The sequence below is a fragment of the Streptomyces sp. NPDC041970 genome, from assembly GCF_055588985.1.
On record NZ_JBVJCD010000011.1, the window covers coordinates 1 to 26,625 of the forward strand.

General features: G+C 72.1%; 24 protein-coding genes and 1 CRISPR repeat array. Of the genes, 14 read left to right on the forward strand and 10 right to left on the reverse strand.

Translation table 11 applies throughout. The features are described from left to right. Window positions 1-240 precede the first annotated feature (240 nt). Window positions 241-594: a PRC-barrel domain containing protein gene (locus ACZ6EJ_RS08455; protein ID WP_469265432.1), complete on the forward strand. Its 354-nt coding sequence runs from the start codon at window positions 241-243 to the stop codon at window positions 592-594. Window positions 595-936: 342 nt separating this feature from the next. Here the strand turns inward: ACZ6EJ_RS08455 and ACZ6EJ_RS08460 are convergent, their stop codons facing one another. Then, a complete protein-coding gene (locus ACZ6EJ_RS08460; RefSeq protein ID WP_469265434.1) occupies window positions 937-1,173 on the reverse strand; it encodes a hypothetical protein in 237 nt (78 codons plus the stop codon). Continuing rightward, complete coding sequence (locus ACZ6EJ_RS08465; RefSeq protein WP_469265436.1) at window positions 1,170-1,418, reverse strand: hypothetical protein; 249 nt, start codon at window positions 1,416-1,418, stop codon at window positions 1,170-1,172. The genes ACZ6EJ_RS08460 and ACZ6EJ_RS08465 overlap by 4 nt, the downstream gene beginning before the upstream one ends. A 113-nt stretch (window positions 1,419-1,531) precedes the next feature. Between ACZ6EJ_RS08465 and ACZ6EJ_RS08470 the strand changes: the two genes are divergently transcribed. The 3 genes from ACZ6EJ_RS08470 to ACZ6EJ_RS08480 all read left to right on the forward strand — a co-directional run bounded on the left by ACZ6EJ_RS08470 (window position 1,532) and on the right by ACZ6EJ_RS08480 (window position 3,903). Continuing rightward, window positions 1,532-2,380: a helix-turn-helix domain-containing protein gene (locus ACZ6EJ_RS08470; protein WP_469265437.1), complete on the forward strand. Its 849-nt coding sequence runs from the start codon at window positions 1,532-1,534 to the stop codon at window positions 2,378-2,380. Then, window positions 2,355-2,675 (forward strand): DUF397 domain-containing protein, encoded by a 321-nt coding sequence (locus tag ACZ6EJ_RS08475; protein WP_469265439.1) that lies wholly within the window; start codon window positions 2,355-2,357, stop codon window positions 2,673-2,675. Before ACZ6EJ_RS08470 ends, ACZ6EJ_RS08475 begins: the two co-directional genes overlap by 26 nt. 184 nt (window positions 2,676-2,859) lie before the next feature. Next, on the forward strand, window positions 2,860-3,903 hold the full coding sequence (locus ACZ6EJ_RS08480; protein WP_469265441.1) for a LacI family DNA-binding transcriptional regulator: 1,044 nt from the start codon (window positions 2,860-2,862) through the stop codon (window positions 3,901-3,903). Between the two features lie 79 nt (window positions 3,904-3,982). Here ACZ6EJ_RS08480 and ACZ6EJ_RS08485 read toward each other — a convergent pair whose 3' ends face one another. Beyond that, window positions 3,983-6,781: a glycosyl hydrolase gene (locus ACZ6EJ_RS08485; RefSeq protein WP_469265442.1), complete on the reverse strand. Its 2,799-nt coding sequence runs from the start codon at window positions 6,779-6,781 to the stop codon at window positions 3,983-3,985. Between the two features lie 228 nt (window positions 6,782-7,009). Between ACZ6EJ_RS08485 and ACZ6EJ_RS08490 the strand changes: the two genes are divergently transcribed. From ACZ6EJ_RS08490 to ACZ6EJ_RS08510, 5 genes are all read left to right on the forward strand, one after another. After that, the gene (locus tag ACZ6EJ_RS08490) at window positions 7,010-8,314 is read left to right on the forward strand and encodes an ABC transporter substrate-binding protein (RefSeq protein ID WP_469265444.1); all 1,305 of its coding nucleotides are present in this window, start codon (window positions 7,010-7,012) and stop codon (window positions 8,312-8,314) included. 526 nt (window positions 8,315-8,840) lie between these two features. Next, window positions 8,841-9,818, forward strand: a complete 978-nt coding sequence (locus ACZ6EJ_RS08495; protein WP_469265445.1) for a carbohydrate ABC transporter permease — start codon at window positions 8,841-8,843, stop codon at window positions 9,816-9,818. Next, on the forward strand, window positions 9,815-10,729 hold the full coding sequence (locus tag ACZ6EJ_RS08500) for a carbohydrate ABC transporter permease (RefSeq protein WP_469265447.1): 915 nt from the start codon (window positions 9,815-9,817) through the stop codon (window positions 10,727-10,729). Before ACZ6EJ_RS08495 ends, ACZ6EJ_RS08500 begins: the two co-directional genes overlap by 4 nt. Window positions 10,730-10,793: 64 nt before the next feature. Beyond that, window positions 10,794-12,224, forward strand: coding sequence for a GH1 family beta-glucosidase (locus tag ACZ6EJ_RS08505; RefSeq protein WP_469265449.1), 1,431 nt, complete (start codon window positions 10,794-10,796; stop codon window positions 12,222-12,224). 540 nt (window positions 12,225-12,764) lie between these two features. Further along, window positions 12,765-13,397: a DoxX family protein gene (locus ACZ6EJ_RS08510; protein ID WP_469265450.1), complete on the forward strand. Its 633-nt coding sequence runs from the start codon at window positions 12,765-12,767 to the stop codon at window positions 13,395-13,397. A gap of 474 nt (window positions 13,398-13,871) precedes the next feature. Here the strand turns inward: ACZ6EJ_RS08510 and ACZ6EJ_RS08515 are convergent, their stop codons facing one another. Together ACZ6EJ_RS08515 and ACZ6EJ_RS08520 are read right to left on the reverse strand one after the other, a co-directional pair. After that, window positions 13,872-14,825 (reverse strand): DUF5996 family protein, encoded by a 954-nt coding sequence (locus ACZ6EJ_RS08515; RefSeq protein WP_469265452.1) that lies wholly within the window; start codon window positions 14,823-14,825, stop codon window positions 13,872-13,874. A 163-nt stretch (window positions 14,826-14,988) separates the two neighbouring features. Beyond that, window positions 14,989-15,510: a hypothetical protein gene (locus tag ACZ6EJ_RS08520; protein ID WP_469265454.1), complete on the reverse strand. Its 522-nt coding sequence runs from the start codon at window positions 15,508-15,510 to the stop codon at window positions 14,989-14,991. Window positions 15,511-15,714: 204 nt separating this feature from the next. On the opposite strand from ACZ6EJ_RS08520, the gene ACZ6EJ_RS08525 reads away from it, so the two are divergent. Then, window positions 15,715-16,569 (forward strand): SDR family oxidoreductase, encoded by an 855-nt coding sequence (locus tag ACZ6EJ_RS08525; protein WP_469265456.1) that lies wholly within the window; start codon window positions 15,715-15,717, stop codon window positions 16,567-16,569. A gap of 65 nt (window positions 16,570-16,634) precedes the next feature. Here the strand turns inward: ACZ6EJ_RS08525 and ACZ6EJ_RS08530 are convergent, their stop codons facing one another. After that, window positions 16,635-16,901, reverse strand: coding sequence for a hypothetical protein (locus ACZ6EJ_RS08530; RefSeq protein ID WP_469265458.1), 267 nt, complete (start codon window positions 16,899-16,901; stop codon window positions 16,635-16,637). A gap of 115 nt (window positions 16,902-17,016) precedes the next feature. On the opposite strand from ACZ6EJ_RS08530, the gene ACZ6EJ_RS08535 reads away from it, so the two are divergent. Genes ACZ6EJ_RS08535 through ACZ6EJ_RS08545 form a run of 3 tightly spaced genes read left to right on the forward strand, consistent with a single transcriptional unit; the run spans window position 17,017 to window position 18,269 of the window. After that, a complete protein-coding gene (locus tag ACZ6EJ_RS08535; RefSeq protein WP_469265459.1) occupies window positions 17,017-17,865 on the forward strand; it encodes a helix-turn-helix domain-containing protein in 849 nt (282 codons plus the stop codon). Further along, a complete protein-coding gene (locus tag ACZ6EJ_RS08540; protein ID WP_469265460.1) occupies window positions 17,841-18,038 on the forward strand; it encodes a DUF397 domain-containing protein in 198 nt (65 codons plus the stop codon). The genes ACZ6EJ_RS08535 and ACZ6EJ_RS08540 overlap by 25 nt, the downstream gene beginning before the upstream one ends. Window positions 18,039-18,071: 33 nt before the next feature. Further along, window positions 18,072-18,269: a DUF397 domain-containing protein gene (locus ACZ6EJ_RS08545; RefSeq protein ID WP_469265462.1), complete on the forward strand. Its 198-nt coding sequence runs from the start codon at window positions 18,072-18,074 to the stop codon at window positions 18,267-18,269. Window positions 18,270-18,468: 199 nt separating this feature from the next. Then, a CRISPR array of direct repeats spans window positions 18,469-19,046; the repeat unit is 29 nt; unit sequence GTCGTCCCCGCGCGTGCGGGGTTGGTCCC. A gap of 319 nt (window positions 19,047-19,365) precedes the next feature. On the opposite strand, the gene ACZ6EJ_RS08550 is transcribed toward ACZ6EJ_RS08545, so the two are convergent. After that, window positions 19,366-20,709 (reverse strand): mannosyltransferase family protein, encoded by a 1,344-nt coding sequence (locus tag ACZ6EJ_RS08550; protein WP_469265463.1) that lies wholly within the window; start codon window positions 20,707-20,709, stop codon window positions 19,366-19,368. Between the two features lie 910 nt (window positions 20,710-21,619). Continuing rightward, window positions 21,620-22,120, reverse strand: a complete 501-nt coding sequence (locus tag ACZ6EJ_RS08555) for a SigE family RNA polymerase sigma factor (RefSeq protein ID WP_469265639.1) — start codon at window positions 22,118-22,120, stop codon at window positions 21,620-21,622. A gap of 350 nt (window positions 22,121-22,470) precedes the next feature. Between ACZ6EJ_RS08555 and ACZ6EJ_RS08560 the strand changes: the two genes are divergently transcribed. After that, the gene (locus tag ACZ6EJ_RS08560) at window positions 22,471-23,412 is read left to right on the forward strand and encodes a hypothetical protein (RefSeq protein ID WP_469265465.1); all 942 of its coding nucleotides are present in this window, start codon (window positions 22,471-22,473) and stop codon (window positions 23,410-23,412) included. 305 nt (window positions 23,413-23,717) lie between these two features. Here the strand turns inward: ACZ6EJ_RS08560 and groL are convergent, their stop codons facing one another. Continuing rightward, window positions 23,718-25,340 carry a chaperonin GroEL gene (gene groL, locus ACZ6EJ_RS08565; RefSeq protein WP_469265467.1) on the reverse strand — a complete coding sequence of 541 codons (1,623 nt, stop codon included), beginning with the start codon at window positions 25,338-25,340 and terminating at the stop codon, window positions 23,718-23,720. A 746-nt stretch (window positions 25,341-26,086) separates the two neighbouring features. Further along, entirely contained in the window at window positions 26,087-26,293 is a 207-nt protein-coding gene (locus ACZ6EJ_RS08570) for a cold-shock protein (protein ID WP_003967346.1), read from the reverse strand. Window positions 26,294-26,625: the final 332 nt, after the last annotated feature.

Sequence of the window (26,625 nt, forward strand, 5' to 3'; positions counted from 1 at the left end):
CCCCCCCCCCCCCCCCCCCCCCCCCCCCCCCCCCCCCCCCCCCCCCCCCCCCCCCCCCCCCCCCCCCCCCCCCCCCCCCCCCCCCCCGCGTCCGGCCCCGAATTTCCTGCGGGGACGGCCGGAACACCAGGTGTGGGCCCCGCTTCTCCGGGCACACGCACGGCAGCGGAATTACCCCTCTGCACACCGGTGTTCCGCCCCGTCAACGAACGGAACAGAGCTTCGCGAAAGGACCGGGCAATGAACGACTCCCTGTGGGGCTATCAGCCGTCGAGCGGCCATGCGACGGGTGTCGATCTCATCGGCTATTCGGTCGAGGCGACCGACGGCGGTATCGGAAAGGTCGACAAGCACTCCGAGGAGGTCGGCTCGTCCTACCTGCTCGTCGACACCGGAGTCTGGATCTTCGGCAAGGACGTCCTGCTGCCCGCGGGCGTGGTCACGCGCATCGACCACGACGACAAGAAGGTCTACGTGGACCTCACCAAGGACCAGGTGAAGGACTCCCCCGAGTTCGACCGGCACCAGCAGGCCGACGACCCGGCCTACCACGACCAACTGTCCGCGTACTACACGGCGTTCCGCGTCATGTGATCCGCGTACGCCCCCCGGACGGCGGCGGGCCCGACCCCGAGGAGGGGCCGGCCCCGCCGCCTCACGCGTTCGAGGGGCCGACTCGCGCGCGTACGGACACCACACGGGCGTACGGGGGCGGCACGGCCCACCCGACGGCTCGGGCCCGGCGCGCGACCTGCCGCGGCATTCGCCGTACGGCCTGCCGCGCGACCCGCCGTACGGCCGCGGCGGGCGCCCCGGCGGCCTGACCGCCGCCGGGAGGGCCGCCGCCGGGAGTACCGCCGCCGGGAGGGCTCCAACCGGCGGGGCCCCGGCCGGGGGCGAGCGCTGCCGGGCGTCCGACGCCGGGCAGCCGCCGCCTCACCGCGGCAAGCGCCCCTCGCGGTTGATCTCCGTCACCCGCGCCCGCAGCACCACGCCCGGCGAAGCGGGTCGCACGGCGTCGAGCGGACAGTCCCACTCCGGGCCGCCGCCGGGCGGCCGCAACCGCACGAACAGACCCAGTCGGCCCATTACCCGGCCGACCCGCCCGTCCCGCCCGTCCACGGCGAAGGACCCCGGTTCGGGCGCACACGGCTCGCACCCCTCATCCGTCATGACCGCCCTCCCCGACCGCTCTCCCCCTCCGACAGCACCTCGCACAGCCGCAACGCGGTGTCGATGTTGCAGCGGCCCAGGTCGACCAGGGGCGACGGCTCGTCGCCCGCGCACGAGACGGGATCGACCCGCAGCGACGGCAACGTCACTCCACGCCCCGCCAGCCCTTCCTTCAACCGCGCCACCGCGTCCTCCGCCGTCCGCACTCTGTCCGCTGTCACGCTGCGCCGATCCATCGCTACCATGCTGCACACCTTCCACTCTGCGTAATGGACATGCATACCCAGCGTGTCCAACGCGCAGCTACCCTGGAAGAGGCGTAGTCCCAACAACCGCACGAGTACCACCAGGAGTTGCCGTGCCAGGTCCGAAAGAACTCGATCCCTTCTCGTCGCCGAGGGCCCTTCTGGGTGCGGAGTTACGCCATCGGCGCGAGGCGGCCGGCCTCTCGCAGTCCGAGCTGGGGGCCCCGCTCTTCGTCAGCGGCTCGTTCATCGGGCAACTGGAGTCGGGCGTCCGCCGGATGCAGATGGACCAGGCGGTGAAGCTGGACCAGATCCTCGACACGGGTGACTTCTTCACACGGAACTGCGAGGCGCTGAAGAAGTCGAAGTACCCGGACCACTTCGCGGAGGCAGCCAAGGCGGAAGCGCAGGCGGAGCAGATCAAGGAGTACGCGCCTCAGCTCATTCCGGGACTGTTGCAGACCGAGGCGTACGCGCGTGCGGTGATCCACGCCTACCAACCGACCGCCCTCGAAAGCGTCATTGAGGAGCGGCTCGCCGCCCGACTGGAGCGGACACAACTGCTGGACGATCCAACGAAGCCCGTGTTGTGGGCGGTGTTGGATGAGGCGGTACTGCGACGACCGGTCGGCGGTCCCGCCGTGATGGCGGAAGCTCTACGGCACATCGCGGCGCTGATCAGGCAGCGACGGATCATCGTGCAGGTGCTGCCCTTCTCTGTCGGGGCGCACGCGGCTTCGACCGGTGCAATCAAATTGATGGCCTTCGCGGACGAGCCGCCCCTGGCCTACGTAGATGGCTTCGGTCTCGGGCAGTTGCAGGACGAACCAGCTAGCGTTCGAAACTACGAACTGGCCTACGATCTCTTGGTGGCCAGCGCGCTCTCACCGGACGCGTCCCTGGCTTTCATCGAGTCGGCGGCAAAGGAATACGACGATGACGCTCAGCAGCTCGGACTATGACCTGTCCATCGTGACCTGGCACAAGTCGTCGTACAGCGGCGGCGACGGCGGGAACTGCCTGGAAGTCGGCACCTGGCACAAGTCGTCGTACAGCGGCGGCAGCGGCGGCAACTGCCTGGAGGTCGGCACCTGGCGCAAGTCGACCCACAGCGGCGGCAGCGGCGACTGCCTCGAAGTCCTCGACGGCCTCCCCGACGTCGTCCCCGTCCGCGACTCGAAGGTCGCCGACGGTCCCGCCCTCCTCTTCCGCACCGCCGCCTGGGGCGCCTTCGTGGCGGACCTCAAGCAAGGCTGACCCGCCCCCGGGGACGGTGCCGGAGCCGGGGATCGGAGGCGCGCGGAAACGGAGTCCGACCCTCCCCTGGAAGCGCTCTCAGCCCTGCCCCCGCCCGGCGTTAGGCTGTAGACGATCCGGCGGCGACACGGCCCGCGCACCGCGCACCACGTGTCGCCGCCCCTGTCGACGAGGAGCGTTCTCCGTGCCCGAGCAGCGTCCCGCATTTCGGCCCACTCTGGAAGCCGTCGCGGCGCGTGCGGGGGTTTCTCGGGCCACCGTCTCGCGGGTCGTCAACGGGGCCGAGGGCGTCAGCAAGACGCTGGTGGACAAGGTGCGCCTGGCGATCGACGAGCTGGGGTACATCCCCAACCACGCGGCGCGGACGCTGGTCACCCGGCGGACCGGGGCGGTGGCGGTCGTCATCGCGGAGCCGGAGATCCGGTTCTTCTCGGACCCCTTCTTCTCCCAGCAGATCCGCGGCATAAGCAAGGAGTTGACCGCCCACGACACCCAGCTCGTCCTGCTGCTGGTGGAGGGGCCCGGAGACTTCGACCGGATAGCGCGGTACCTGTCCGGGGGGCACGTGGACGGGGCGCTGGCGTTCTCGCTGCACACCGACGACCCGTTGCCCGCGATCACGCGTCGGGCCGGGATTCCGACGGTGTACGGGGGGCGGCCCGGCCCGACCGCCGATCCGGGGGACCAGGCCGTCCCGTACGTGGACGCGGACAACCGGGGCGGTGCGCGGCTGGCCGTACGGCATCTGCGGGAGCTGGGGCGCGAGCGGATAGCGCACATAGGCGGGCCGCCGGACCAGACGTCGGCGCTGGACCGGCTGGAGGGGTACCGGGACGTGCTGGCGGACGTCGATCCCGCCCTCGTCGCCCACGGCGCGTTCACCGTGGAGAGCGGGGCGCGGGCGATGGCGGAGCTGCTGGGGCGGCGGCCCGATCTGGACGCGGTGTTCGTGGCGAACGACCTGATGGCGTCGGGTGCGCTGCGGGTGCTGCGGGAGCGCGGGATCGCCGTGCCGGAGCAGGTGGCGGTCGTCGGGTTCGACGACATGGACCCGGTGGCGGTGGAGACCGATCCCCCGCTGACCACGGTGAAGCAGGACGTCGAGGGGCAGGGCCGGCTGATGGCCCGGCTGCTGCTGCGCACGCTGGACCGGGACCGCAGGGGCGGCGGGGAGGCGGCCGCGTCGGTGATCACCCCGACGACGCTGGTGCGGCGGGCCTCCGCCTGAGAGCCGGAGACCCGCCGCCTGGGTCGCTCCCGTACGGCCGCGGGGCCCTGCGGGCGTCCCGTGCCGCTCGCGGGGAGCCCTACACGTACGGGATCTTCAGGACCGCCGCGTCGGTGCCGGTCTGCACCTGGGAGACGCCGTCGCCGAGGGCGTTCCAGATCTCCAGGCGGACGGTGCCGCCCTTGAGGTCGCCCAGGCTTCCGGTGGTCGCCCGGACCCCCGCCGCCTGGGTGTACTCCTCCCAGCCCGTGACCGGATCGGTCGCGAAGTAGCGGAAGGTCTCGGTGCGGTCGAACGTGCCGTCGCCGGTCAGGTCGTAGCCGACCCGGACCTGCGGGGCGAGGCCGACCTTCGTGCCGGCGTCCACCCGGAGGCGGAACGAGGTCGCGGCGCCGGCGGCGAGGGTGCCGTCGACCTTCCGGATCTCGTACACGTTCGGGCGATACGGAACGCCGTCCCGGTTGACGCCGTCGGCCGAGGCGAGGGTGTCCACGCCCGCCGGGTCGGTGGTGGCGGTGGTGAGGACGCCGCCGCTCTTCAACCGGAAGGTGTTGCCGGTGGACGGTCCGGGTTCCCCCGGACCGGGGTCGCCGCCGCCGGTCCCGTTGCCGGTGGCCGTCGAACGGGCCGGTACGGACAGCGTCTTGCCGTCCGAGAAGGTCACCGTGCGGGCGGTGGAGCCGTGGTTGTGGGCGGTGTAGGTGCGGACGCCGTTCTTGCTGAAGACGGCCGAGGTGGGCAGGTCGCCGCTGACGGTCATGTCGGGGGCGCCGAGCGCGTCGAGGGTGGTGATCCAGTGGTAGGTGTGGGCCTTCGACTCGCCCTGCTCCGGGGAGTAGTTCCCGTTGGCCGCGTCCCACTTGGCCTTCGCGGCCGCCGGGTCGGCCAGTGACTCGAACTCCCACAGCAGGTCGCGCCACTCCTGGGCGGGCCCGCCGTTCTGGCGCTCCATCTCGGCGATGTTCCGCTTGATCGCCGCCTTCTCCCGCGCCAGGTGCAGGGAGCCGCCGGTCACGGGGAGGACGTTGATGCCGTGGATCTCCTCCGGGTTCGCGGTCCACCAGGTGGAGTACGCGCCGCCGCTGCCCCAGACCATGCCGACCGTGTCGTGGCCGAAGGAGGCGGGGAAGACCTGCTGGTCGGCGTCGAACCAGTACTGGGTGATCGCCTCCGACTCGGTCGTCAGCAGGTAGCTGCCGAGGTCGCGCAGGGCGGTGTCGCCGGTGGCCGCGCCCCACAGGACGAGCCCGGCGCTGAGGTTGACGGACTCCGACGAGGACTCCTGGTTGTTGCCCGCCGCGAAGCCCTGGTGGCCGGAGGCCCAACTGTGGCCCGCGTACACGTCGAAGCCGCGCAGGAACGGGTAGGCGGCGTCGGTGCGGCTGGGGTTGGCCGCATCGCGGACCAGGTGCTCGACCATCGTGCCCCAGGCGGAGTCGGCGGCCCAGGCCGGGTCGTACTGGGCGACGACCGCCGCCGCGTAGACGTAATAGCTGTAGTGGAAGTGGTGGTCGTTGAGTTCGGTGTCGCTGCCGTACGAGGCCGGGTAGCCGGTGAGGGTCTTCCACTGCCGGTCGTAGCTGAACTCGCTGGGCCCGCCCGCCGTGAACCACTCCTGGAGGCGGCCCTTCATCAGCCCGACGAGCTTGTCCCGGACGGCGGTCTGGCCGATCTGGTCCGCGATGGGCGCGAGTTGGGCGAGGCGGCCGAGCGCCTTGCCGGTCCAGTAGGTGTCCGAGGCCCCGGAGAAGGGGTCGGAGGCGTTCGCCACCTCGTTGAGGTAGCCGGTCAGCCGCGCCCGGTCGGTGCCGGTGGCGGCTGGCAGGGCGGGCACGACCCCGTTGGCGCGCTGGCTGGTCGTGAAGGAGGCGGACTCGCGGACCTTCATCGTGCCGCGCGGCGACACGTACGTGTACGGGGTCAGCGGGTCGGTGGTGTGCCGCCACTGGTGGCGGTAGAGGGCCTGGAGCGTGCCCCGCTCGGTCCCCTCCTCGGCCTCGGTCGTCAGCGTGTACGTCGCCTTCACCGTGCCGCCCGCGGACTGCCACGCCACCTGGGAGCCCGTGACGAAGCTGAAGGCGTACTTCCGGTAGGTGGCGAGCGCGTCCGGGGACGGGAGCACGGCGAGCGAGAAGTAGTCCCTGCCGCCGAGCCCGGCGGTGATGGCGGAGCCGGAGACGTTCCAGTCGCTGCCGGTCGGGGCGAAGAGGGCGTAGTGGTGCCCGGCGACGGTGATGCCGAGGACGTTGCCCTGGTCGGCGAAGACGGTGGGCGCGGTGGCGGTGGTGACGCGGGCGTCGCCGCCGGAGCCCTTGGCGTACACGAAGGGCATCCCGTGGCCGATGGTGGCCCGGAAGGTGCGCGCGCCGTCCGCCCAGTACGGGGTGACGGTCCAGTCGGACCAGGCGTCGGCCTTGGTGTCCGGGGAGTTCAGGCCGGTGAGCCCCACGGTGAGGTCGGCCTTGTGCGCGTACTCGTACTGCCGTCCGTCCCCGACGATCGCTGGGGTGGTCGGGTAGCCGACCTCCAGGCCGGACGCCTTGGCCTGGTAGGTGAGCGGGTGCCCGTACATGGGGGTGGAGTACGGGTTGCCGCCGTAGCGCTGGTAGGCGAGCGAGGACCACCAGTCGTTGGTGGGAACCGGCTTGCCCTGCGCGGCCGCGGTCACCTTCGGCGTCACGGGCGCGCCGGTGTCGGTGGTCGGGCCGGACGTGCCGGCGGGACGGGTGTCGGAGTAGCTGCCGGCGCCGGCGGGGATGACGGCGGCGGAGGCGGGCGAGGCTGCGGGGCCCAGGCCCACGGCGGCCACGGCGAGGGCCAGGAGAACCGCCGCTGCGGGTCTGGGGAGAGAGGCTTGCATGAGCAGCACCTCGTTCATGGGGGGGGGAGGAGAGAGCGTGTTCGAGAGCGCTCTCACGTGTCAAGGAACGTAAAACTCCTGAAACGTCAATGTCAAGGGAGCCCGCACGCAAGGCAGTTGAGAGACGGGCCCAGCCGTTACGCGTTCGAGTCTTGACGGGGAACGGGGTGTGCGGGACGCTCCAGTCGCAGTTGTGAGAGCGCTCTCACCGCGCTCGGTTCACCCCGGAGCCAAGGGAGGCTTCCCATGCCCATCGCCCGAGCCGCCAAGAGAGCCACCGCCCGCCTCGGCGCGGTCGTCCTCGCCGGGGCGCTCCTCGCCGCCTGCGGATCCGGCGGCGCGTCGGACTCCTCCGACAGCGCGGGCGGGAAGGTCACGCTCACCGTCGACCTCTTCGGCTCGTTCGGCTTCGAGGAGGCCGGTCTGTACGAGGAGTACGAGAAGCTCAACCCCGGTGTGACGATCAAGCAGAGCGACACCCAGGACGAGGTCGACTACTGGAAGTCGTTGCAGACCCGCCTCGCGGGCGGCGGCGGACTGGCGGACGTGCAGGGCGTCGAGGTGGGCCGCATCGCGTCGGTGACCCAGCAGCAGGCGGACAGGTTCCAGGACCTGCGGGAGTTCGGGGCCGACAAGCTCAAGAGCGAGTTCGCCGAGGCCAAGTGGACGGCGGCGACCACGAAGGACGGCCGCATCCTCGGCCTGGGCACGGACGTGGGGCCCGAGGCGATGTGCTACCGCACCGACCTCTTCCGGCAGGCCGGACTGCCCACCGACCGCGAGGAACTGGCGAAGAGGTGGTCCACCTGGGACGGCTATCTGGAGCTGGGCGAGCAGTACAAGAAGAAGGCCCCCGCCAAGAGCGCCTGGCTGGACAGCGTCGGCAGCCTCTACGCGATCATGATCGGCCAGGAGAAGGAGCGGTACTACGACGCCTCCGGCGAGCTGATCTACGAGAAGAACCCGGCGGTGAAGAGGGCCTGGGACACTTCGGTGAAGGCGGCGGACGCGGGACTGAGCGCCAAGCTCGACCAGTGGTCCCCGCAGTGGAACCAGGCGTTCGCGGCCGGGTCGTTCGCGACGATCCCGTGCCCCGCCTGGATGCTCGGCTACGTCAAGGGCCAGGCCGGTGACGCCGGCAAGGGCAAGTGGGACATCGCCAGACTGCCCGGCGGCGCGGGCAACTGGGGCGGCTCGTACCTCTCCATCCCGCGCGCGGCCAAGCACAAGAAGGAGGCGTACGCGCTGATCGAGTGGCTGACCGCCCCCGAGCAGCAGGCGAAGGTCTTCAAGAAGCAGGGCAACTTCCCGTCCTCCACCGGGGCCATCGCGACCATCGCGGACGCCACGGACCCGTACTTCTCGAACGCCCCGATCGGCCGGATCTTCGGTGACGCGGCCAAGGCGTCCCCCGTCCAGGTGCTGGGCGTGCACGACCAGAACGTGATGCAGCAGTTGACGAACGCGCTGAGCGAGGTCGAGCGCAAGGGCACGTCGTCGGAGAAGGCGTGGGAGACGGCGAAGAAGGGCGTGGAGAACGTGATCGGCTGACGCCCGCTGCGAGTCCGGGGGGGGCGGGTCCGACTGCTTACGCCGGGACTCCGGGGGCGCGGGGCGGGTTCGACCGCATACGCCGGGGCTCCGGTGGGCGCGGGTCCGACCGCGTACGCCGGGCCGACCGCGTACGCCGGGGCTTCGGGGGCGGGGCGGGTCCGACCGCGTACGCCGGGGCTCCGGTGGGGCGGCGCGGGTCCGACCGCGTACGCCGGGCCGACCGCGTACGCCGGGCCCCCGGCAGGCGCGGGGCCGCCCGCGCCCACCGCCCCCGACCTCCGGGCCGCGCCCACCGGCCGGGCAGGCTCCTCCGGGCCGCGCCCACCGGCTCACGCCGGGCGCGGGGCCGAGCCGCCCCGCGCCACACCAGCCCCCCCGGCGGGCGCGGGGCGGCCCGCCCGCCGGGGGCCACGACAGATCGGCTCCGCACCCCGCTTCCGTCCCCACTCCCCACCTCAAGCCCCCACCCCAAGCCTCCCCGCCCCACTCCCCCACCCCGCTCCCGATCCGGAAGGGCCGCACCGTGTCCCTCACCGCCACCGCCGCCGCGAAGGCCGGGCCGGGCCCGGCCCGTACCGGGCCCGAGGACGGCCGGGCCGCCGCCCTCCGGCGTACCTGGCGCACGGCGTCCCCGTACGCCTACCTCGCCCCCTTCTTCACCCTGTTCCTGGCCTTCGGGCTCTTCCCGCTCCTCTACACGGCGTTCGTCTCCCTCTACCGGGTCGAACTCCAGACGAGCGGCGAGATGGAGTGGCGCGGCATCGCCAACTACACGGCCGTCTTCAGCGACACGTACTTCTGGATCTCGCTGCGGAACACGTTCACCATCGGCGTGCTGTCCACCGTGCCGCAGCTCGCGATGGCGTTGGGCCTGGCGCACCTGCTCAACTACAAGCTGCGCGGGCGCACGTTCATCCGGACGGCGATCCTGCTCCCGTACGCGACGTCCGTCGCCGCCGCCACCCTGGTCTTCGCGCAGCTCTTCGGCCGCGACTTCGGGCTCATCAACTACGCGCTGGGGCTGGTCGGTCTCGACCCGGTGGACTGGCAGACGGGCACGGTCGCCTCGCAGATCGCGGTGTCGACGATCGTGATCTGGCGGTGGACCGGTTACAACGCGCTGATCTACCTGGCGGGTATGCAGTCCATCCCGAGCGAGCTGTACGAGGCCGCCGAGATGGACGGGGCCTCGCGCTGGCGGCAGTTCGTCCACGTGACGCTGCCCGGACTGCGGCCCACGATCGTCTTCACGGTGATCGTCTCGACCATCGGCGCGACCCAGCTCTTCGGTGAGCCCCTGCTGTTCGAGGGGTCGATCTCCGGTGGCATCTCGCACCAGTACCAGACCCTCGGCCTGTACATGTACGAGCAGGGCTGGGGCTTCTTCCACCTGGGCCGGGCCGCGGCCATCGCCTGGGTGATGTTCGTCCTGATCGTGGTGCTCGTCGGGGCCAACGCCCTGGTCGCGCGCCGCCGCGCCCGCAAGGAGGCCGGCCGATGACCGCGCTCGCCGCACCGCCGACCGCTCCCGACCGACCGCCGCGGGACGCCCCGCCCGGCGCGCGGGGCCGGGCCCGCAGGAGCGGCGCCGGGCGGACGATGCACGGCGGCTGGCTCTCGTACCTCATTCTGGGCGTGGCGCTGCTCGTGTCGGCGTTCCCGTTCTACTGGACGATCGTCGCCGCCAGCCGGTCCAACGCGGACCTGGCGAAGGTGCCCCCGAGCCTGCTGCCGGGCCCGAACCTGATCAGGAACTTCGAGGCCGTCCTGGAAGAGGCGGACATCGGCAAGGCGCTGCTGAACTCGCTGATCGTGTCCGGCTCCATCACGGTGGGCACGGTGCTGTGCTGCACGCTGGCGGGGTTCGCCTTCGCCAAGCTGCGGTTCCGGGGCCGGGGTGCGCTGCTGGCGCTGACGATCGGCACGATGATGATCCCGCCGCAGCTCGGTGTGATCCCGCTGTTCATGCTGATCGCGGAACTCCAGTGGGTGAACCAGCTCCAGGCGGTGATCCTGCCCGGTCTCGTCTCGGCGTTCGGGGTGTTCTTCATGCGCCAGTACCTGGTGCAGTCGCTGCCGGACGAGCTGATCGAGGCGGCCCGCGTCGACGGGGCGTCCACCGCCCGCATCTTCTGGTCGATCGTGATCCCGATCGCCCGGCCGGGAATGGCGGTGCTCGGGATGCTCACCTTCATGACGGCGTGGAACGACTTCTTCTGGCCGATCATCGCGCTGTCCTCGCAGGAGCCGACCGTGCAGGTCGCGCTGCGCCAGCTCGGCGGCGGTTACGTCAACGACCAGTCGGTGATCATGGCCGGCACGCTGCTCGGCACGCTTCCCGTGCTGTTGGTCTTCGGCCTGCTGGGCCGGCAGATCGTCGGCGGGATCATGCAGGGCGCCGTGAAGGGCTGACCTCCGCGCCTCCGCGCCTCCTCCTCTCCGCCCGCCCCCCTCCACCACCAGGAGTAGCCGTCTCATGACCGCTGTCGATGCCCGTCCGGCGACCGCCGACGCCCCCCGCGCCGAGACCGACGCCCGGCTCCGCTTCCCCACCGGCTTCCGGTGGGGGACGGCCACCGCCGCCTACCAGATCGAGGGCGGCGCCGCCGAGGGCGGTCGTACGCCGTCCATCTGGGACACGTTCAGCCGGACGCCCGGCAAGGTCCGCAACGGCGACACCGGCGACATCGCCGCCGACCACCTCCACCGGATGCCGGACGACGTACGGCTGATGAAGGAACTCGGCGTCACCGACTACCGGTTCTCCGTCTCCTGGTCCCGCGTCCAGCCGACCGGCCGGGGCCCGGCCGCCGAGCGCGGCCTCGACTTCTACCGGCGGCTGGTCGACGAGCTGCTGGCCGCCGGGATCAGGCCGGTCGCCACCCTCTACCACTGGGACCTGCCGCAGGAGTTGGAGGACGCGGGCGGGTGGCCGGAGCGGGACACCGCGTACCGCTTCGCGGAGTACGCCGGCCTGGTGGCCGGGGCGCTGGGCGACCGGGTGGCCACCTGGACGACGCTGAACGAGCCGTGGTGCTCGGCGTTCCTCGGGTACGGCAACGGGGTCCACGCCCCCGGCCGCACCAGCGACCTCGCCGCCCTGCGCGCCGCCCACCACCTCAACCTGGCGCACGGCACGGCGGTCGGCGTCCTGCGCGACCGCCTCACGGCGAGCGCCGCCGAGATCTCCCTGACCCTGAACCTCCAGGCGCTGCGCCCGCTGACGGACGCCGCGCCGGACCGGGACGCGGTGCGCCGGATCGACGCGGTGGCCAACCGGATCTTCCTGGACCCGGTCTTCCACGGGCGGCTCCCGGAGGACCTGGTCGAGGACACGGCGGCGGTGACGGACTGGTCGTTCGTCCACGCCGGGGACCTGGAGGCGGCGTCCGCCCCGATCGACGCGCTCGGCATCAACTACTACTCCCCCAGCGTCGTCTCGGCCGGCTCGTCCGACTCCCCCTCCCCGTGGGCGGGCGCCGAGAAGCACGTGGCGTTCACCCCGGCGGCGGGCCCCCGCACCGCGATGGACTGGCCGGTCGACGCGGACGGCCTGTACGAGCTGCTGACCCGCCTGCGCGACGAACTCCCGTCCGTACCCCTGCTGGTGACGGAGAACGGGGCCGCGTACGACGACTACGCCGACCCGGAGGGGCAGGTCCACGACCCGGAGCGGGTGGCGTACCTCGACGCGCATCTGACCGCGGTGCACCGGGCGATCGCGGAGGGGGCGGACGTCCGCGGGTACTTCCTCTGGTCGCTGCTGGACAACTTCGAGTGGGCGTACGGCTACAGCAAGCGGTTCGGGATCGTCCACGTCGACTTCGCGTCCCAGCGCCGTACGGCGAAGGACAGCGCCCGCTGGTACGCGGACGTGATCGCGCGGGGCGGCCTGGAAAGGGGGTGAGCGAAGCGGTCCGGATGATTCCTCCCGTAATCGTCCGGGCTGGTTTCGGCCGGATGAATCGGCGGCGACACCTCCCTCACCGGCGGGTGTCGGACCGGACGGCCGCCGGGGCGCGCGGGTGGCGCGAAGAGGTCGGCGGACCCGCCCCGGCGCACGCCCACCGGGCCGCGCCGGGACCGGTGCGGACAGAACGAAGCTGATCAGCAAAGGGGCGGGTGGGAGCCCGTCGGCGCGGAAGCGCCGGCGGACCCCCACCCGCCCCGCGCCGTGTCGGGGCGACCGCCGGGCGCACGAGCCCCCTATACCCCAGAGCCCTTGAGGCGTACGGGAGTTGGCGGAAAACAGCCGTTTCCGATCTGTCCCCTGGCGTACACCTCTTGACCCCCCAACCCCCGTCCGTATGGTCTAGACCAGGAACGAGGGAGCCGGTGACAACGCCGACGCACCGGCTCTCGCCGCTCCGCCATGCCCCACTGGTGCACGCGGACCCGCGCGGGCTCCCAGCACGTATCCCCCCACACACAAAGCGGGAGAAGGCCCATGAGGAGTCACACCGCCGAACCGACCCTGCCGACCACCGGAAGCGCCCCCGCGCCCCTGCCCCACCGGGCCGGCTTCCACCCCAGCTCCCCGACCACCCCTGCGCAGCCCCTGGTCGCCGCCCCTGCGTCGCCCCTCGTCACACCCCCCGCGCGGCCCCTCGTCCAACGACTGGCCGTACGCCTCAACCTGCACACCCTCACCCTCCTCCGGGTGACGGTCGGCCTCATCTTCCTCGGCTTCGGCGCCCTCAAGCTGTTCCCCTCGGCCAGCCCCGCGGAGCACTTGGCCGTCGAGGCGGCCACGAAGATGACCCTGGGCCTCGTACCGGAGACCGTGCTCCTCCTCGGCCTGGCGGCCCTGGAGACGGCCATCGGCATCGGCCTGATCACCGGGTGGCTGCTGCGCCCGGTCCTCGTCGCCTTCTTCCTCCACATGGGCGGGGTCTTCTCGACGCTCTTCCTCCTGCCGGACGCGATGTGGCAGGCCCACTCCCTCGCGCCGACGATGGAGGGCCAGTACGTCTTCAAGAACCTGATCCTGGTCGCGGTCTGCATCGTGGTGGCCGCCGACGAATGGGGCAACGGCACCCGCAAGCGCACGTCGCGGCTGTCCCGCCTGCCGCGGCGGTGAGGGGCCCCCTACCGTTGCCGCCGCATCCCCCGCTCGCACCGTCCGCCCGCCTACCCGTCACGGGGAGGCGGGCGGACGGCCGAGCGGGGACGGACACCGCCGACCGCGGCCCGGACCCGGCACGGGTGGCCGCCGACCGCCGGAGCGGCCCGCGCCGCCCGCCCCGACCGGGCGGCGGCCACGCACGACGGGGAGCCCGCGAGCCGGGCGGAACACCGGTCGACTCCGCCACGCCCTACGCGTACGGGCCAGGCGGCACCGGAACCGCCAGGGCCCCGCAGCCCCCTCCACCGGTAACCGCTCACCCGGACGGCCGAGGCGGAGCCGGTCGCGCGGGGGATGAGGCGCCGGTTCCGCGCCCCTGCTGGACCTGCGCCTCTCAGCGGCCTCCTTCTTCCCTCGCGCGCGTGCGCGCGAGGCTACTCAGCGCGTGCGCCCGAGGCGGAACGGGCAGGGGAGGGGCGGATCGGCCGGTCACCCGTGGTGCGCCCGGACGACCTCCGCCGGGGTCCGGCTCATGTACCAGCCGTCCACGCGGGGCCCGACGAGATCGGACGGCCAGCCCGCCAGGTCCACGGCCGCGTCGTACACCGCGTCCCCGAACGCCACGATGGCCCGGCGCGGATCGTCCGTCTCCCCGAGCGTGTCCCACGGCAGCAGGACCAGCCCGGCATCGGGATGCCAGGCCGCGCCCTCCACACCCCAGCTCCGGCCGTCGAGCCCGTCCGGCTGCGGCCAGATGTACGCGTACAGCCCGGCCTGCGGTGCCGCGTCCTGCCCGAAGGTGAAGCCCACCGCCACGTAGGCGTCGAGTTCGCCGTTCTGCTGGAACGGCGGGCGGTGGGGCGTCGGCTCGGTGGGCCTCCCGCTGTGCCGGGTGGCGGACAGGTCGAAGCCGCCCCACATTACGCCGACCCGCGGGTGGTATCCCAGGAAGGGCGCCTGCCACGCCTCCAGTCCGCCGGCGGCGATGTCCAACGCCTCCCACAGGAGCCGTGCCGCGCGGGCGTCCCAGACGCGTTCGGCGCGATCGTCCGGGAAGGTCGACGCGGCGTCGGGGATCTCGCAGATCAGCGAGGTGTGCGGGCGCTGGACGCCCAGTTCGGCCGTGGCGTCGCAGAACGCCTCGTAGAACGAGGCGACGGACCCCTTGGCCAGCGACACGGTGCGCGAGCCCGTGTCCGCCTCGATGACCACGTCTCCGTCGAGCAGCCGGTAGTGGGCGGTGAAGGTCGCCCCGGACTGCCGCAGCGTGGGCGTCCGGAGCCCGCGGGGGGTGACGTCGAGGACGATGTTCCCCCAGCCGGCTTCGAAGGGCGCGTCCAGGGTGTACTTGCCCGCGACCTGGACGACACGGTTCACGTAGCCGATCATGGGCGCCAGATCGTCGTAGGCCAGCGTCGGCCATGCACGGTGACGTTCGCTCATGCTGATGGGCCTCCCGTGTCCGAGCAGTGGGCAGAATGCCCCGGACAGCCCATTTTCGCCCGCAGCGCGACGCGGGGCGAACGGAGCCGCCACCGGTGCCGGCGAGGTCGACCGGCACCACGGCGAGCAGAGCGCAGGCCCCTCCCCCCTCTCCGCGGCCCGGCTATCCGCGGCCCGTCGGCTGGAGGAGGGCGAAGAGGGTGGCGGTGGTCAGGCCGTACAGCAGGTGGGCGGTCAGGTCCTTGGTCAGCGTCACCCGGTCGTAGGAGGAGACCGGCCGGTAGAGGCCGGCCGCCGGCAGGACGACGTAGCCGGTCGCGCAGAGGCCGGCGCCGAAGGGGAGGCCGTACCCGATCCGCGGCCTGCGCGCCGACCCGGCGAGCAGGCCGTACTGCGCACCCGCGAGCACGCCGTACGCCCAGTGGGTGGCGTTGTTGGCCGGCCGGGCCCACCGGTCGGCCAGCTCGCACCGGAACAGGCCCTCCACCAGCCGGCGGCCGACCTGCGCCGGAGCCGGGGCGTCCCGCCAGCCCTGGACGGAGGCGGCCGACTCCCAGGGGACGAACGCCTCGTCGCCGCCCCCGCGCCGGTACCGCAGATACAGCAACGCGTCCATCGCGAGGGTGCCGACCGCGCCCGCGAGCATTCCGCGCGCCACGGCGCCGAGCGGTGTTGTCCTGGCCATGGTTCGACCGTACCCAAAGTTGCGATCAGCGCACGTTGAGTGACGATCGAGAGGGCGACCCCGATGTCCGGGCGGCACCGGCGTCCGGACGCGCTCGACGCACCCGTTCCCGTACACCGGGGCGGTGCCCGTGGAGCAGAGAAGCGGCCTCGGGCGAACGGGAAGCGGAGTCGACAGTGCGGCACACGCGAGAGGGAGCGGGCGATGAGTGAGGGGCGCGTAGCAGTGATCACCGGTGCGGCGCGGGGGATCGGACAGGCCACCGCCGTCGCCTTCGCCCGAGCCGGCTACCGGGTCGCCGGCGCGGACATCGCCGCCGCCGCCAGCGGCGCGCTGGACTACGAGCCCGCCACCCCCGAGGATCTCGCCCGGACCGGCCGACTCGTGGAAGAGGCCGGCGGAGCGTGGCTGCCGGTGCTCTTCGACCAGCGCGACAGGGCGGCCGTGCGGCAGGGGTTCGCCCAGGTCGTCGACCGGTTCGGAGGCGTCGACGTCGTCTTCGCCAACGCGGGCGTCCAGGGCTTCGCCCCGCTGCTCGACATGAGCGACGAGCTCTGGCACGACCAGATCGACATCAACCTCACCGGCACAGCGAACGTGCTGCGCGTCGCGGCCCCCCTGCTGGTCGAACGCGGTGGAGGCCGCATCATCATCACCTCCTCCACCCAGGGCCAGCACGGCACTCTCGACGGCAGCGCGTACTCCGCGTCGAAGTGGGGGCTGATCGGGCTCATGAAGTCCGCCGCCCTGGAGCTGGGGCGGTACGGGATCACCGTCAACGCCGTGATCCCCGGCCTGATCAACACAAAGCTGACCCGGCACGAGGACCGGTACGCGCAGATCATCCGCAACGGCGGCAGCGAGCCCACCGGCGTCCTGGCGGAGGACGAGCGGACGGCGGCGGACGCCCAGCAGAAGAAGCTCCCGCTCGGCGTCCCCTGGGTCGAACCGGAGGACGTCGCCCCGCTGGTGGTGTTCCTCGCCTCGGACGAGGCCCGCATGGTCAGCGGCACCAGCTTCGCGGCCACCGGCGGCGACAGCGCCAACGTCACCGCCTGACGCGCACCGAGGCACGGGCGGGGGCCGGCGTCACGGCCGACGACACACGGGCTGCACCCCTCACATCAATCGAGGGGCGCGCACGGCCGGGCGACGGGCTCCCGCACGCGCGTGTCCAACGCCAGGTTCAGCTCGTCCACGAGGTCGATCGCCGCATCCACTTCCAGACGCAGGTGCGCCGGCCCCTGCGCGCTGCCGTTGAAGGTGATCATCAACGGCAGGTCGAAGCACGTGTCCTGCTTCCGCACGTCGATCACGCGCATGACGGGACGATCGGGGATGCGCTCGACCCGCCAACCGCGCTCAGGGTCGCACTGCGGCAGAACTCCCATGATTATCACCTTCCGTGAAGACTTCGGTTCTTTCCGTCATGAGCATCGGCGCTGCTGGCTACGCTCGGAAGGGGGCCGCCGTAGCCCTATACCCACAGGACACAGGAGAGTTGGTATGCCCAAACGCAGGTCCGATTCAGGAGGTGAGGCATCCGCCCGCAAGATGCTCCACGGAACCCTGCTGAAGCTGCGGGACCGGTCCGGGATGACGCTGGACGACCTGCACGACGCGACGACGTACGACCGCTCGTACCTGCACAAGCTGGAGACGGGGGCGCGCCTGGGCTCGCCGGAGGTGATGGCGGCGCTCGACAAGGTCTACGGCACGGGTGAGCAGTTGCAACAGCTCTGGGAGCTGGCCCGCGACGACGTCTTCGGCAGCCGGTACCAGCGGTTCATGAGACTGGAGCGGGAGGCGACGGTCCGGTACGAGTACGCGTGCAGCACGATTCCAGGACTGCTCCAGACGAAGGCCTACGCGACGGAGGTGCTGGAGCACGCCCGCCCTCGTGACGCGGCGAAGCTGCAGGAGGACGTTGACGCACGCATGAGCCGCCAGTCCGTCCTGGACGGCGAGGACGCCCCGTACTTCCGGGCACTGCTCGACGAAGCGGTGTTCCGGCGGGCGGCATCACAGCCGGCTGTGTGGTTGGAGCAGTTGGACGCCTTGCTCGAGTGGCAGAAGCGACCGAACGTAACGCTTCAAATGCTGCCCTTCGCGACAGGGCTTCACGACTTGATGGGCGGCTCGCTGACGGTTCTGTGGCTGTCCAACGGCAAGGCGGTGGCCTACCTGGAGGGCAGCAAATCCGGTGAACTGATCGAGGAACCAGGGCGGGTTGATGAGCAACGCCTGTCCTACGATGTACTGCGGGACAAGGCACTCTCTCCGGAGCAGACGACCGAGTTCATCCAGCAGCTAGTCAAGGAGATCCGGACATGCGATTCCGTCGACTCAACCTGACACACGCCACATGGCGGAAGTCCTCGTACAGCAACTCGGACGGCGGCAACTGCGTCGAGGTGGCGGATGGCCTTCCGGGCGTCATCCCCGTCCGCGACTCCAAGCAGCCGGAGGGCCCGGCCGTGGTCTTCGGGGCGGCGGCGTGGTCGGCGTTCGTCAACGACATCCGCTAAGTCCGTCCAGCGGCTAGCCAAGGAGATCCGGACATGCGATCCCGTCGACTCGACCTGACACACGCCACCTGGCGGAAGTCCTCGTACAGCAACTCGGACGGTGGGCAGTGCGTCGAGGTGGCCGACCACTTCCCCGACGCCGTCCCCGTCCGCGACTCCAAGCAACCGGAAGGCCCGGCCGTGATCTTCGGAACGGCGGCATGGTCAGCATTCGTCAACGACATCCGCTAAGCCCTCCAGTCGCCTTCGCGCCGGGGCCCCTCCCCGCGCGTCCCCCCTCGGGCAGCGAGACGGCCTCATGTGGGTGGACAGGGCGGTGGCACCACACGCTGTGCGGCTCAGGACACAAGCGAGCGAGTTCGATATGTCCGTTTCTCTGGAAGTGATGAAAAACAACCCCCTGACCACCTAAACCCGCAGGTCAGGAAGTGTCGTCCCCGCGCGTGCGGGGTTGGTCCCCTGTGGTGAACGCCGGGCTGTTCGCGTTGGAGGTCGTCCCCGCGCGTGCGGGGTTGGTCCCGCGTACCACGGGCGGGACACATCGCTGGCCTTGTCGTCCCCGCGCGTGCGGGGTTGGTCCCGGCGGAGATCCCGTCGCAGGATCGGATGCGGAGTCGTCCCCGCGCGTGCGGGGTTGGTCCCCGGATATGCCGCCCCAGACGGACCACTGGTGGGTCGTCCCCGCGCGTGCGGGGTTGGTCCCGCCTGACGGCGCAACTTCCCTGCAAGCGCTCTGTCGTCCCCGCGCGTGCGGGGTTGGTCCCCGGCGCATCGAGCGGCCGACGTCGGCACAGACGTCGTCCCCGCGCGTGCGGGGTTGGTCCCACCCGTGTCAGCACCGACCCCCGCATCCGCACGTCGTCCCCGCGCGTGCGGGGTTGGTCCCAGCATCCTCGCCGCCGAAGCCCGCGTCGGCCTGTCGTCCCCGCGCGTGCGGGGTTGGTCCCTTGCTGGCGCGCGGCGGCTGGTGGCGGCCCTTGTCGTCCCCGCGCGTGCGGGGTTGGTCCCGCGTCGCCGTGATGGAGCGTCCAGCTACTCATGTCGTCCCCGCGCCCGCTGGGCTGCCCCCCGTACGCCGCCTCTCGGCGTCGGCGTCCGGCGTTCCCGCAAGGTCGGGGTGGTCCGCCTGCTCGCGCACGTAGGCAGAGAGCAGGGACGCGCCCGCCCTCTACCGGAAGGCGGCATCCCCACGCGTTCTCCTACGACTGCGGCACGACGACGAGGCCCCGCGCCCTCGGACCCCCTCCCGCAGACCCCCACCCACCGGCCCCAGCCACGCCCCCGGACCCCCAACGCGCCCCACCTCACCCCACCCCCGCGCCCCACCTCACCCCGCCCAGCGTCCCGTCAGGAACGTGATGGCGATGAGCGTGGCCGCCGGGGCGGCGACGCTGAGGTAGGCCGTCCTGATCCACGGGCGGCGCAGGCTCAGGGCTGCCAGGCCGATCCACAGGGGCCACCAGAGGAGGGTGGCGCGGGGGATGGAGGTGTACCAGTAGGAGGTGCCCAGGGCCCAGAGGCTGAGGGCGATGTAGACGGCCTCGGGCCAGCGGCGGCGGCGCAGGAGCGCGGCCAGGAGGACGAGGCCCACCAGCATCGCCGCCAACTCGGCCTGGAACATGAACGCGTACCCCGTGGTGTGCACCTCGTCGAACGCCGCGTTCCAGGTGTTCGTCCACGCCTCCCAGGGGGTGTGGAAGGCGCGGTGCCAGCCGCGTTCCTGCGCGTGCTTCCACGCCATCCAGTCGCCCGTGCGGGTGTGCAGGTACCAGCTGTACGCGGCCGGGGGCAGCGCCGGGAGTGCCAGCCAGCCCACCGCCCGCCAGTCCCGCCGGGTCCGGGCGGACAGGAGGAAGAGCACGCCGATCGCGGCGGCGAGGAACAGGCCGCTGACGCGTACGGTCGTCGCCAGGGCGGTCAGCGCGGCGGCGAGGGCCCAGTGGCGGCGTTGGGCCGCGAGCCAGGCGGGCAGGGCGAACGCGAGGAACAGGGCCTCCGTGTAGCCGGCGGCCAGGAACACCGCGCACGGGGAGAGCAGGAAGAACATGACGGCCCGCTGGTCGCTCCCGCCGTCGAGCCCCCTCGCGCCCCCGGCGCCCGCCGTGTCCTTCCGCGCCCAGGAAGGGCCGGTCCCGGCCCCCGCATCCGTGCCCGCCGCGTGCGTCCGCGCGATACGGGCGAGCGCCAGCACCGCGACGGCTCCGGCGACGAACGAGATCAGCATCCCGGCCGCCGTCCAGTCAGGTATCACGGTGTGCACCGCGCGCAGGAGGAACGGGAAGCCGGGGAAGAACGCCTCCCGGTTGTCCCACCCTTCCGTCCACGGGCCCGTCCCGGACGGGAAGTAACCTTCGCGCGCTATGTGGAGGTAGTGGTTGGCGTCCCACTGCTGGAACGGCGCGAACAACGGCCCCGACTCCCGCGCGTCCGCCTTGGCCGGAAACAGCCACCGGACGAAGTGGGCGGTGACCCACAGGGATATTCGGGTCAGCAGGTAGAGCCAGAGTATTCGGCGGTCGTCGGGGCTCAGCCGGTCGGCCACCCGGCGGAGGCGGCCGCCCCACGCGGGCCCGCCGGTCTCCTTCCGGCGCTCGGACCGGCGGGCCGACCGGGGCTCGGGGGGTTCGGGTTGGGAGGGGGCAGGCCGCAGCCCGGAGGAGAGGGTGGACACGAAGAAACCTTTCGGGCACGCCCATGCGTGCGGGATGGCCCGGTGGAGCCTCCGGGACGGGGAGGGGCACGAGGGATGGGGCAGGTACGGAGTCGGGGTGGTCGTGCCCGAAAACAGGCGGGATCGTAGCCGAGATCAGGTTGATGCGTACCCGCAAAAGGGGCGCGGACCAACCTGCCGGGGCCAGGACGCCTCAGCCGCCCCGAGCCCCGATCACCCCGCCGGGGCCGCGGCCCCCGTGCGCGTGGGCGGCAACCCCGTACGTGTGGGCGGTCGTTGGCCCGTACGGACGCCGCCCGGTCCGGACGGCTCCCCCACCCATCCCCTGGTCTCCGGCGGTGTGCCGCCCCGTACGGAGGGCGGCTGGTTCGCGCGCCCCTCGTACGCCGGCGGAAATCCGCGAGACGAGGGCGGAAGGCCGGGCGACGACCGGACGCCGGGCGGCACCACCCCACCCGACGACCACCGCGTACCCGGCGGCACCACCCCACCCGACGACCACCGCATCCCCGGCGGCACCACCCCACCCGGCGACCACCGCATCCCCGGCGGCACCACCCCGCCCGACGACCACCGCGTACCCGGCGGCACCACCCCACCCGGTGACCACCGCATCCCCGGCGGCACCGGCCCGTCGGGGGGCGACGCCGGGTCGCCGTACGACGGCGGGACCGAGGCCGGTACCACCTCCTGCGTGCGGACCGGCATCAGCGCGACCGCCGACGCACCCCCCGCGCCGACGGCCAGGCAGACCCCCACGGCCAGCGAGGCCATCCGGCGGCGCTGCGCCCTCATGCCGCGTACGGTGATGCTCGCCGCGGGGCAGGCGTCGGCGCGGAGCCGTCCGAAGTCCCCGGCCTGCCGGAACAGGGGCCGCAGCGGGTCCTGCGGTTCGGACATCGCGAGTGGTTCAGACATCAGGAGCCTCCTCGATGCGCGGGTCCCGCAGGCGTCCGGCGAGCGCCGCCCGTCCGCGGACCAGATGGGTCTTGATCGTGCTGCCGGAAAGCCCGGTCTCCCCGGCGATCTGCTCCACCGTGAGGTCGCACAGGTAGTGGAGGGTCAGCGTCCGGCGTTGCTGCGCGGGGAGTTCTCGGAGCGCGTCGACCAGGACCAGGTGGGCCGGGTCGGGCGGTTCGACGTGTTGCGGTACGCCGCTCCCCCGGCGCCACGCGTCGGCCGAGCGGCGCCGGAAGCGCCAGCGGCTGACGGCCAGCCGCCAGGCGACCGTACGTATCCACGCCTCGGGCCACCCGTCGCGCTCCAGGTGCCGACGCCGGACCCAGGCCCTGACGAAGGCCTCCTGCACGACGTCCTGCGCCTCCTGGAGGTCCCCGGTCATCACGTACAACTGGCCGGTGAGACGCGCGACCGCCTGGACGTAGAACTCTTCGAACTCCTCGACGGTCAACGGCTGCTCCCGGCTCTTTCGCTTCACCGGGTATACGCCCGGCGCAGCGCATCCGGTCTACGTCAGCCGCGAACATCCCGACGTGACGGTGGTCACGGCGCCCGGCCGGACCCCGCGCGCCTCCCGAAGCTCAAGCCGCGAGATCCGAGCGCTCTTCACAAGGATGGGGTGGAGGGTTCTGCTGTCCCACCCACCCTCCCCGCCTGCGAAGTTGACCTTTCGTGACCGACTTGCCACGCATGGTCGCCAGGCTCTAGCGTGCACAGGGACAACAGAAACAAAGACGACCCCCGCCGGTGCGGGAACACCGAACAGGGGTCTGACCAACGAGATCGGACACAACGATCCCCATGGCTGACAGCCAGCTTAGTGCTGCCCCCCGTGCCCCGCACGCACCGCTCCCCGCGAGCCCGCCCGCTGCGCCCGCCGCGCACCCGATGGCCAAACCGGGGTACGGCAAGCGCTCCGCCCCCGACGAACGCCCGCGCACCGACCGGGACTTCGCCCACCTGCTCCCTCGGGACGCGGCCGTCGCCGCCTACGTGGACCGGCTGCCGGACGGCTCCGACATCTCCGTGAAGACGCTGGCCAAGCACCTCCCGTACGGCCAGTGCGCCCTGCGCACCACCCTCAACCGCCTCCAGGCCGCCGGACATCTGCGGCGCGGCAGCGAATGCGTGATCACGGACGACGTGATGCTCTGGGTGACCCGGACCTTCTTCTCCCGCACCGCACGCGAGGACGACTGGTGGGACGCCTACACGCGGGGTGACGTCCCGCCGGACCGGCCGCGGCGGCCCACCCGTTCGCGGGCGTTCATCCTGCTCGCGGCCCTGGGCCGGACGGCCCCCGCGCTGTCGCTGTCCGCCGCCGACTGCGTACGCCTGGAGCCGCAGGTCGTCGAGTGGTTCGCGCGGGGCGCGACGGAGGCGGAGCTGCTGCACGCGCTCACCGTGGGCCTGCCGTCCCCCGTCCACTGCGCCGCCCGCCTGGTCGAACGGCGGCTGCGTGACAAACTGCCGCCCGAACGCGTCCTGCCGACCCCCCGTACGGTCCTGCGCACCCTGGAGTGCGGCGAGTGCGGGGCCCCCGGCAGCCCCGAAGCGCTCCTCGGCGGCCTCTGCCGTCTCTGCCGGGAGCCGTCCCCGCAGCCCCCGGCCGGCCCGCCGGGAGCCGTGCGGCCGCCGGGCGTACGGGAGCGGATGGACGCGGTCCGGGCCGGGCTGGTCCCCCGGTCGGAACGGGCCCACCGGTCCCGCTCCCGCGACCGGGGCTCCGGCAGCGGTTCGTAGCGGCCGACGGGCCGGGTGCGCCCGCGGCGGGACCGGAGAGGGCGTGCCCAAGGCGTGCGGCGCACCCGCGCAACCGGCGGGGCGAGGCGGGACAGGACGGGGCGCGGGCCGGGGACAACCGCGCGGCGCACCCGCGCACCCGCGCACCCGCGCAACCGGCAGGGCGGGGCGGGACAGGGCGCGGACCGGGGGCAGGCGGACCGTCCCCAACGCCGCAGGGGCGGCGCCTCCCCTGAAGGAGGTGCCGCCCCTGCGGGACGTACGGTGAACGACGATCGACCGGGGGCCGGAGCCCCTGCGGACGATCAGAAGTCCATGTCACCGCCCGGCATACCGCCCGGAGCGGCCGCGCCGGCCTTCTCGGGCTTGTCGGCGATGACGGCCTCGGTGGTGAGGAAGAGCGCGGCGATGGACGCGGCGTTCTGCAGAGCGGAGCGCGTGACCTTCGCCGGGTCGATGATGCCCTCGGCGATCATGTCGACGTACTCGCCGGTCGCGGCGTTGAGGCCGTGGCCGATCGGCAGGTTGCGGACCTTCTCCACGATGACGCCGCCCTCAAGGCCGCCGTTGACGGCGATCTGCTTGAGCGGGGCCTCCAGCGCGAGCTTCACGGCGTTGGCGCCGGTCGCCTCGTCGCCCGTGAGGTCGAGCTTGTCGAAGACGGCCGAGGCCTGGAGCAGAGCCACGCCACCACCGGCGACGATGCCCTCCTCGACGGCGGCCTTGGCGTTGCGCACCGCGTCCTCGATGCGGTGCTTGCGCTCCTTGAGCTCCACCTCGGTGGCGGCGCCGGCCTTGATGACGGCCACGCCGCCGGCCAGCTTCGCCAGACGCTCCTGGAGCTTCTCGCGGTCGTAGTCCGAGTCGGAGTTCTCGATCTCGGCACGGATCTGGTTGACGCGACCCTGGACCTGGTCGCTGTCACCGGCGCCGTCGACGATCGTCGTCTCGTCCTTGGTGATGACGACCTTGCGGGCGCGGCCGAGCAGGTCCAGGCCGGCGTTCTCCAGCTTGAGACCGACCTCCTCGGAGATCACGGTGCCACCGGTGAGGATGGCGATGTCCGCGAGCATGGCCTTGCGGCGGTCGCCGAAGCCCGGAGCCTTGACGGCGACGGACTTGAACGTGCCCTTGATCTTGTTGACGACCAGGGTGGAGAGCGCCTCGCCCTCGACGTCCTCGGCGATGATCAGCAGGGGCTTGCCCGACTGCATGACCTTCTCCAGCAGCGGGATCAGGTCCTTGACGCTGGCGACCTTGGAGTTGACGATCAGGATGTACGGGTCGTCGAGGGACGCCTCCATACGCTCCATGTCGGTGGCGAAGTACGCCGAGATGTAGCCCTTGTCGAAGCGCATACCCTCGGTGAGCTCCAGCTCCAGACCGAAGGTCTGGGACTCCTCGACGGTGATGACGCCTTCCTTGCCGACCTTGTCCATCGCCTCGGCGATCTTGGCGCCGATCTCGGTGTCGGCGGCGGAGATGGAGGCGGTCGAAGCGATCTGCTCCTTGGTCTCCACGTCCTTGGCCTGCTCCAGCAGGGCGGCGGAGACGGCCTCGACGGCCTTCTCGATGCCCCGCTTGAGCGCCATCGGGTTGGCGCCCGCGGCGACGTTGCGCAGACCCTCGCGGACGAGAGCCTGGGCCAGAACGGTGGCGGTGGTCGTACCGTCGCCGGCGACGTCGTCCGTCTTCTTGGCGACCTCCTTGACCAGCTCCGCACCGATCTTCTCGTACGGGTCCTCGAGCTCGATCTCCTTGGCGATGGAAACACCATCGTTGGTGATCGTGGGCGCGCCCCACTTCTTCTCGAGGACGACGTTACGGCCCTTGGGGCCGAGGGTGACCTTGACGGCGTCGGCGAGCTGGTTCATCCCGCGCTCGAGACCGCGCCGTGCCTCCTCGTCGAACGCGATGATCTTGGCCATGTGAAGTGGTCCTCCCGGACAGGGGTGGATTTCTCCGGACCGAGTGGCGCCCGCGACGGACGGCCTGCGCGTGCGGCGGTCCCTTGCTCCACCGCACCTGCGGGCCTCACCGGCCCGGTCCAAGTTCTGTCACTCTCACCTGGAGAGTGCTAACGCCAATGATTAGCACTCGACCCCTGAGAGTGCAAGCGCCTCGGCGGTCGCGGCGACCCTCTCCAGCCACCCGCCGGGGCCCGGTCCGGGCGTGCGGCTACGGCGTCGATGCGGGCACTCGCGGGGCGGCCCCGCCACCGGCCGGGGCGCCCCCGCCGCCTGCGGGGGGCAGTGGGCGCGCTTGACCTGCGGAAGGGGCGAACAGGGGACGCGGGGCGCGCACGGGGTGCGGGGCGAGGCGTGGCGGGCGCGGGGCGAGGGCAGGGCGAGGCGGGCATGGGATGCCCCGGAGCAGGAGCAGGAGCGCGGGATGGCCCGGAGCAGGCGCAGGGCGAGGCGGGCACGGGATGCCCCGGAGCGGGCGCAGGGGCGCGGGATGGCCCGGAGCAGGCGCGGGGCGAGCGTGACGGCCCGCACAGAGGCGGGGTGCGGGCCCCCGGCGACAGGGGCCCCGGCGGCCCGGTCGACGGCCCGGCCCAGAGACGGGGCGCGGGCAGGCCCCGGCGGCCCGGAGTACGCGGCGAGGGCCCGGCCCCGGAATCCGGGGTCGGGCCCTCGCCGCGTGAGTAGTGTCGTCGGACGACCGCGCCGGCTCAGCCGACGGCGAGCTTGACCATGTCGGCCTGGGGCCCCTTCTGGCCCTGCGAGATCTCGAATTCAACTCGCTGACCCTCTTCGAGGGTGCGGTACCCGTCCATCTGGATCGCGCTGTAGTGGACGAAAACATCCGCACCACCGTCGACCGCGATGAAGCCGTACCCCTTCTCCGCGTTGAACCACTTGACGGTGCCCTGAGCCATGCCTAACTCCCCTATTACTGGCCCTTGCACAGGACCGCACTTCGCGGACCCTGGGTCGCATCCCACCCTCCGACAGGAGAGGGTGCGTGGCGCTGTAGCGCGTCGACCGCGGCCGAATGTATCTGCCCAACTGCCCTCTGCAACAGGTCAATCGGACGAGAATTCTGGGCGCGACCGAACACCCGAAAATGCGTGTTTACCAAGATTTGCGGGCAAGTCGGGCCAGACAAAGGCCACTTATGCCTCAAGAGGGGGATGCACTTTGGCTACTTCTCGACGGAGCCGGGCGCATTCTCATATGCGGGCGGCACGAGCAGCGGAGGGGGCTTCCC

Excerpts from the sequence above, each read along its gene's own strand:
- ACZ6EJ_RS08455 (WP_469265432.1), top strand. The coding sequence starts at position 241 with ATGAACGACTCCCTGTGGGGCTATCAGCCGTCGAGCGGCCATGCGACG.
- ACZ6EJ_RS08460 (WP_469265434.1), bottom strand. The coding sequence starts at position 1,173 with ATGACGGATGAGGGGTGCGAGCCGTGTGCGCCCGAACCGGGGTCCTTC.
- ACZ6EJ_RS08465 (WP_469265436.1), bottom strand. The coding sequence starts at position 1,418 with ATGGTAGCGATGGATCGGCGCAGCGTGACAGCGGACAGAGTGCGGACG.
- ACZ6EJ_RS08475 (WP_469265439.1), top strand. The coding sequence starts at position 2,355 with ATGACGCTCAGCAGCTCGGACTATGACCTGTCCATCGTGACCTGGCAC.
- ACZ6EJ_RS08485 (WP_469265442.1), bottom strand. The coding sequence starts at position 6,781 with ATGAACGAGGTGCTGCTCATGCAAGCCTCTCTCCCCAGACCCGCAGCG.
- ACZ6EJ_RS08490 (WP_469265444.1), top strand. The coding sequence starts at position 7,010 with ATGCCCATCGCCCGAGCCGCCAAGAGAGCCACCGCCCGCCTCGGCGCG.
- ACZ6EJ_RS08500 (WP_469265447.1), top strand. The coding sequence starts at position 9,815 with ATGACCGCGCTCGCCGCACCGCCGACCGCTCCCGACCGACCGCCGCGG.
- ACZ6EJ_RS08505 (WP_469265449.1), top strand. The coding sequence starts at position 10,794 with ATGACCGCTGTCGATGCCCGTCCGGCGACCGCCGACGCCCCCCGCGCC.
- ACZ6EJ_RS08510 (WP_469265450.1), top strand. The coding sequence starts at position 12,765 with ATGAGGAGTCACACCGCCGAACCGACCCTGCCGACCACCGGAAGCGCC.
- ACZ6EJ_RS08515 (WP_469265452.1), bottom strand. The coding sequence starts at position 14,825 with ATGAGCGAACGTCACCGTGCATGGCCGACGCTGGCCTACGACGATCTG.
- ACZ6EJ_RS08520 (WP_469265454.1), bottom strand. The coding sequence starts at position 15,510 with ATGGCCAGGACAACACCGCTCGGCGCCGTGGCGCGCGGAATGCTCGCG.
- ACZ6EJ_RS08525 (WP_469265456.1), top strand. The coding sequence starts at position 15,715 with ATGAGTGAGGGGCGCGTAGCAGTGATCACCGGTGCGGCGCGGGGGATC.
- ACZ6EJ_RS08530 (WP_469265458.1), bottom strand. The coding sequence starts at position 16,901 with ATGGGAGTTCTGCCGCAGTGCGACCCTGAGCGCGGTTGGCGGGTCGAG.
- ACZ6EJ_RS08535 (WP_469265459.1), top strand. The coding sequence starts at position 17,017 with ATGCCCAAACGCAGGTCCGATTCAGGAGGTGAGGCATCCGCCCGCAAG.
- ACZ6EJ_RS08540 (WP_469265460.1), top strand. The coding sequence starts at position 17,841 with ATGCGATTCCGTCGACTCAACCTGACACACGCCACATGGCGGAAGTCC.
- ACZ6EJ_RS08545 (WP_469265462.1), top strand. The coding sequence starts at position 18,072 with ATGCGATCCCGTCGACTCGACCTGACACACGCCACCTGGCGGAAGTCC.
- ACZ6EJ_RS08560 (WP_469265465.1), top strand. The coding sequence starts at position 22,471 with ATGGCTGACAGCCAGCTTAGTGCTGCCCCCCGTGCCCCGCACGCACCG.
- groL (WP_469265467.1), bottom strand. The coding sequence starts at position 25,340 with ATGGCCAAGATCATCGCGTTCGACGAGGAGGCACGGCGCGGTCTCGAG.
- ACZ6EJ_RS08570 (WP_003967346.1), bottom strand. The coding sequence starts at position 26,293 with ATGGCTCAGGGCACCGTCAAGTGGTTCAACGCGGAGAAGGGGTACGGC.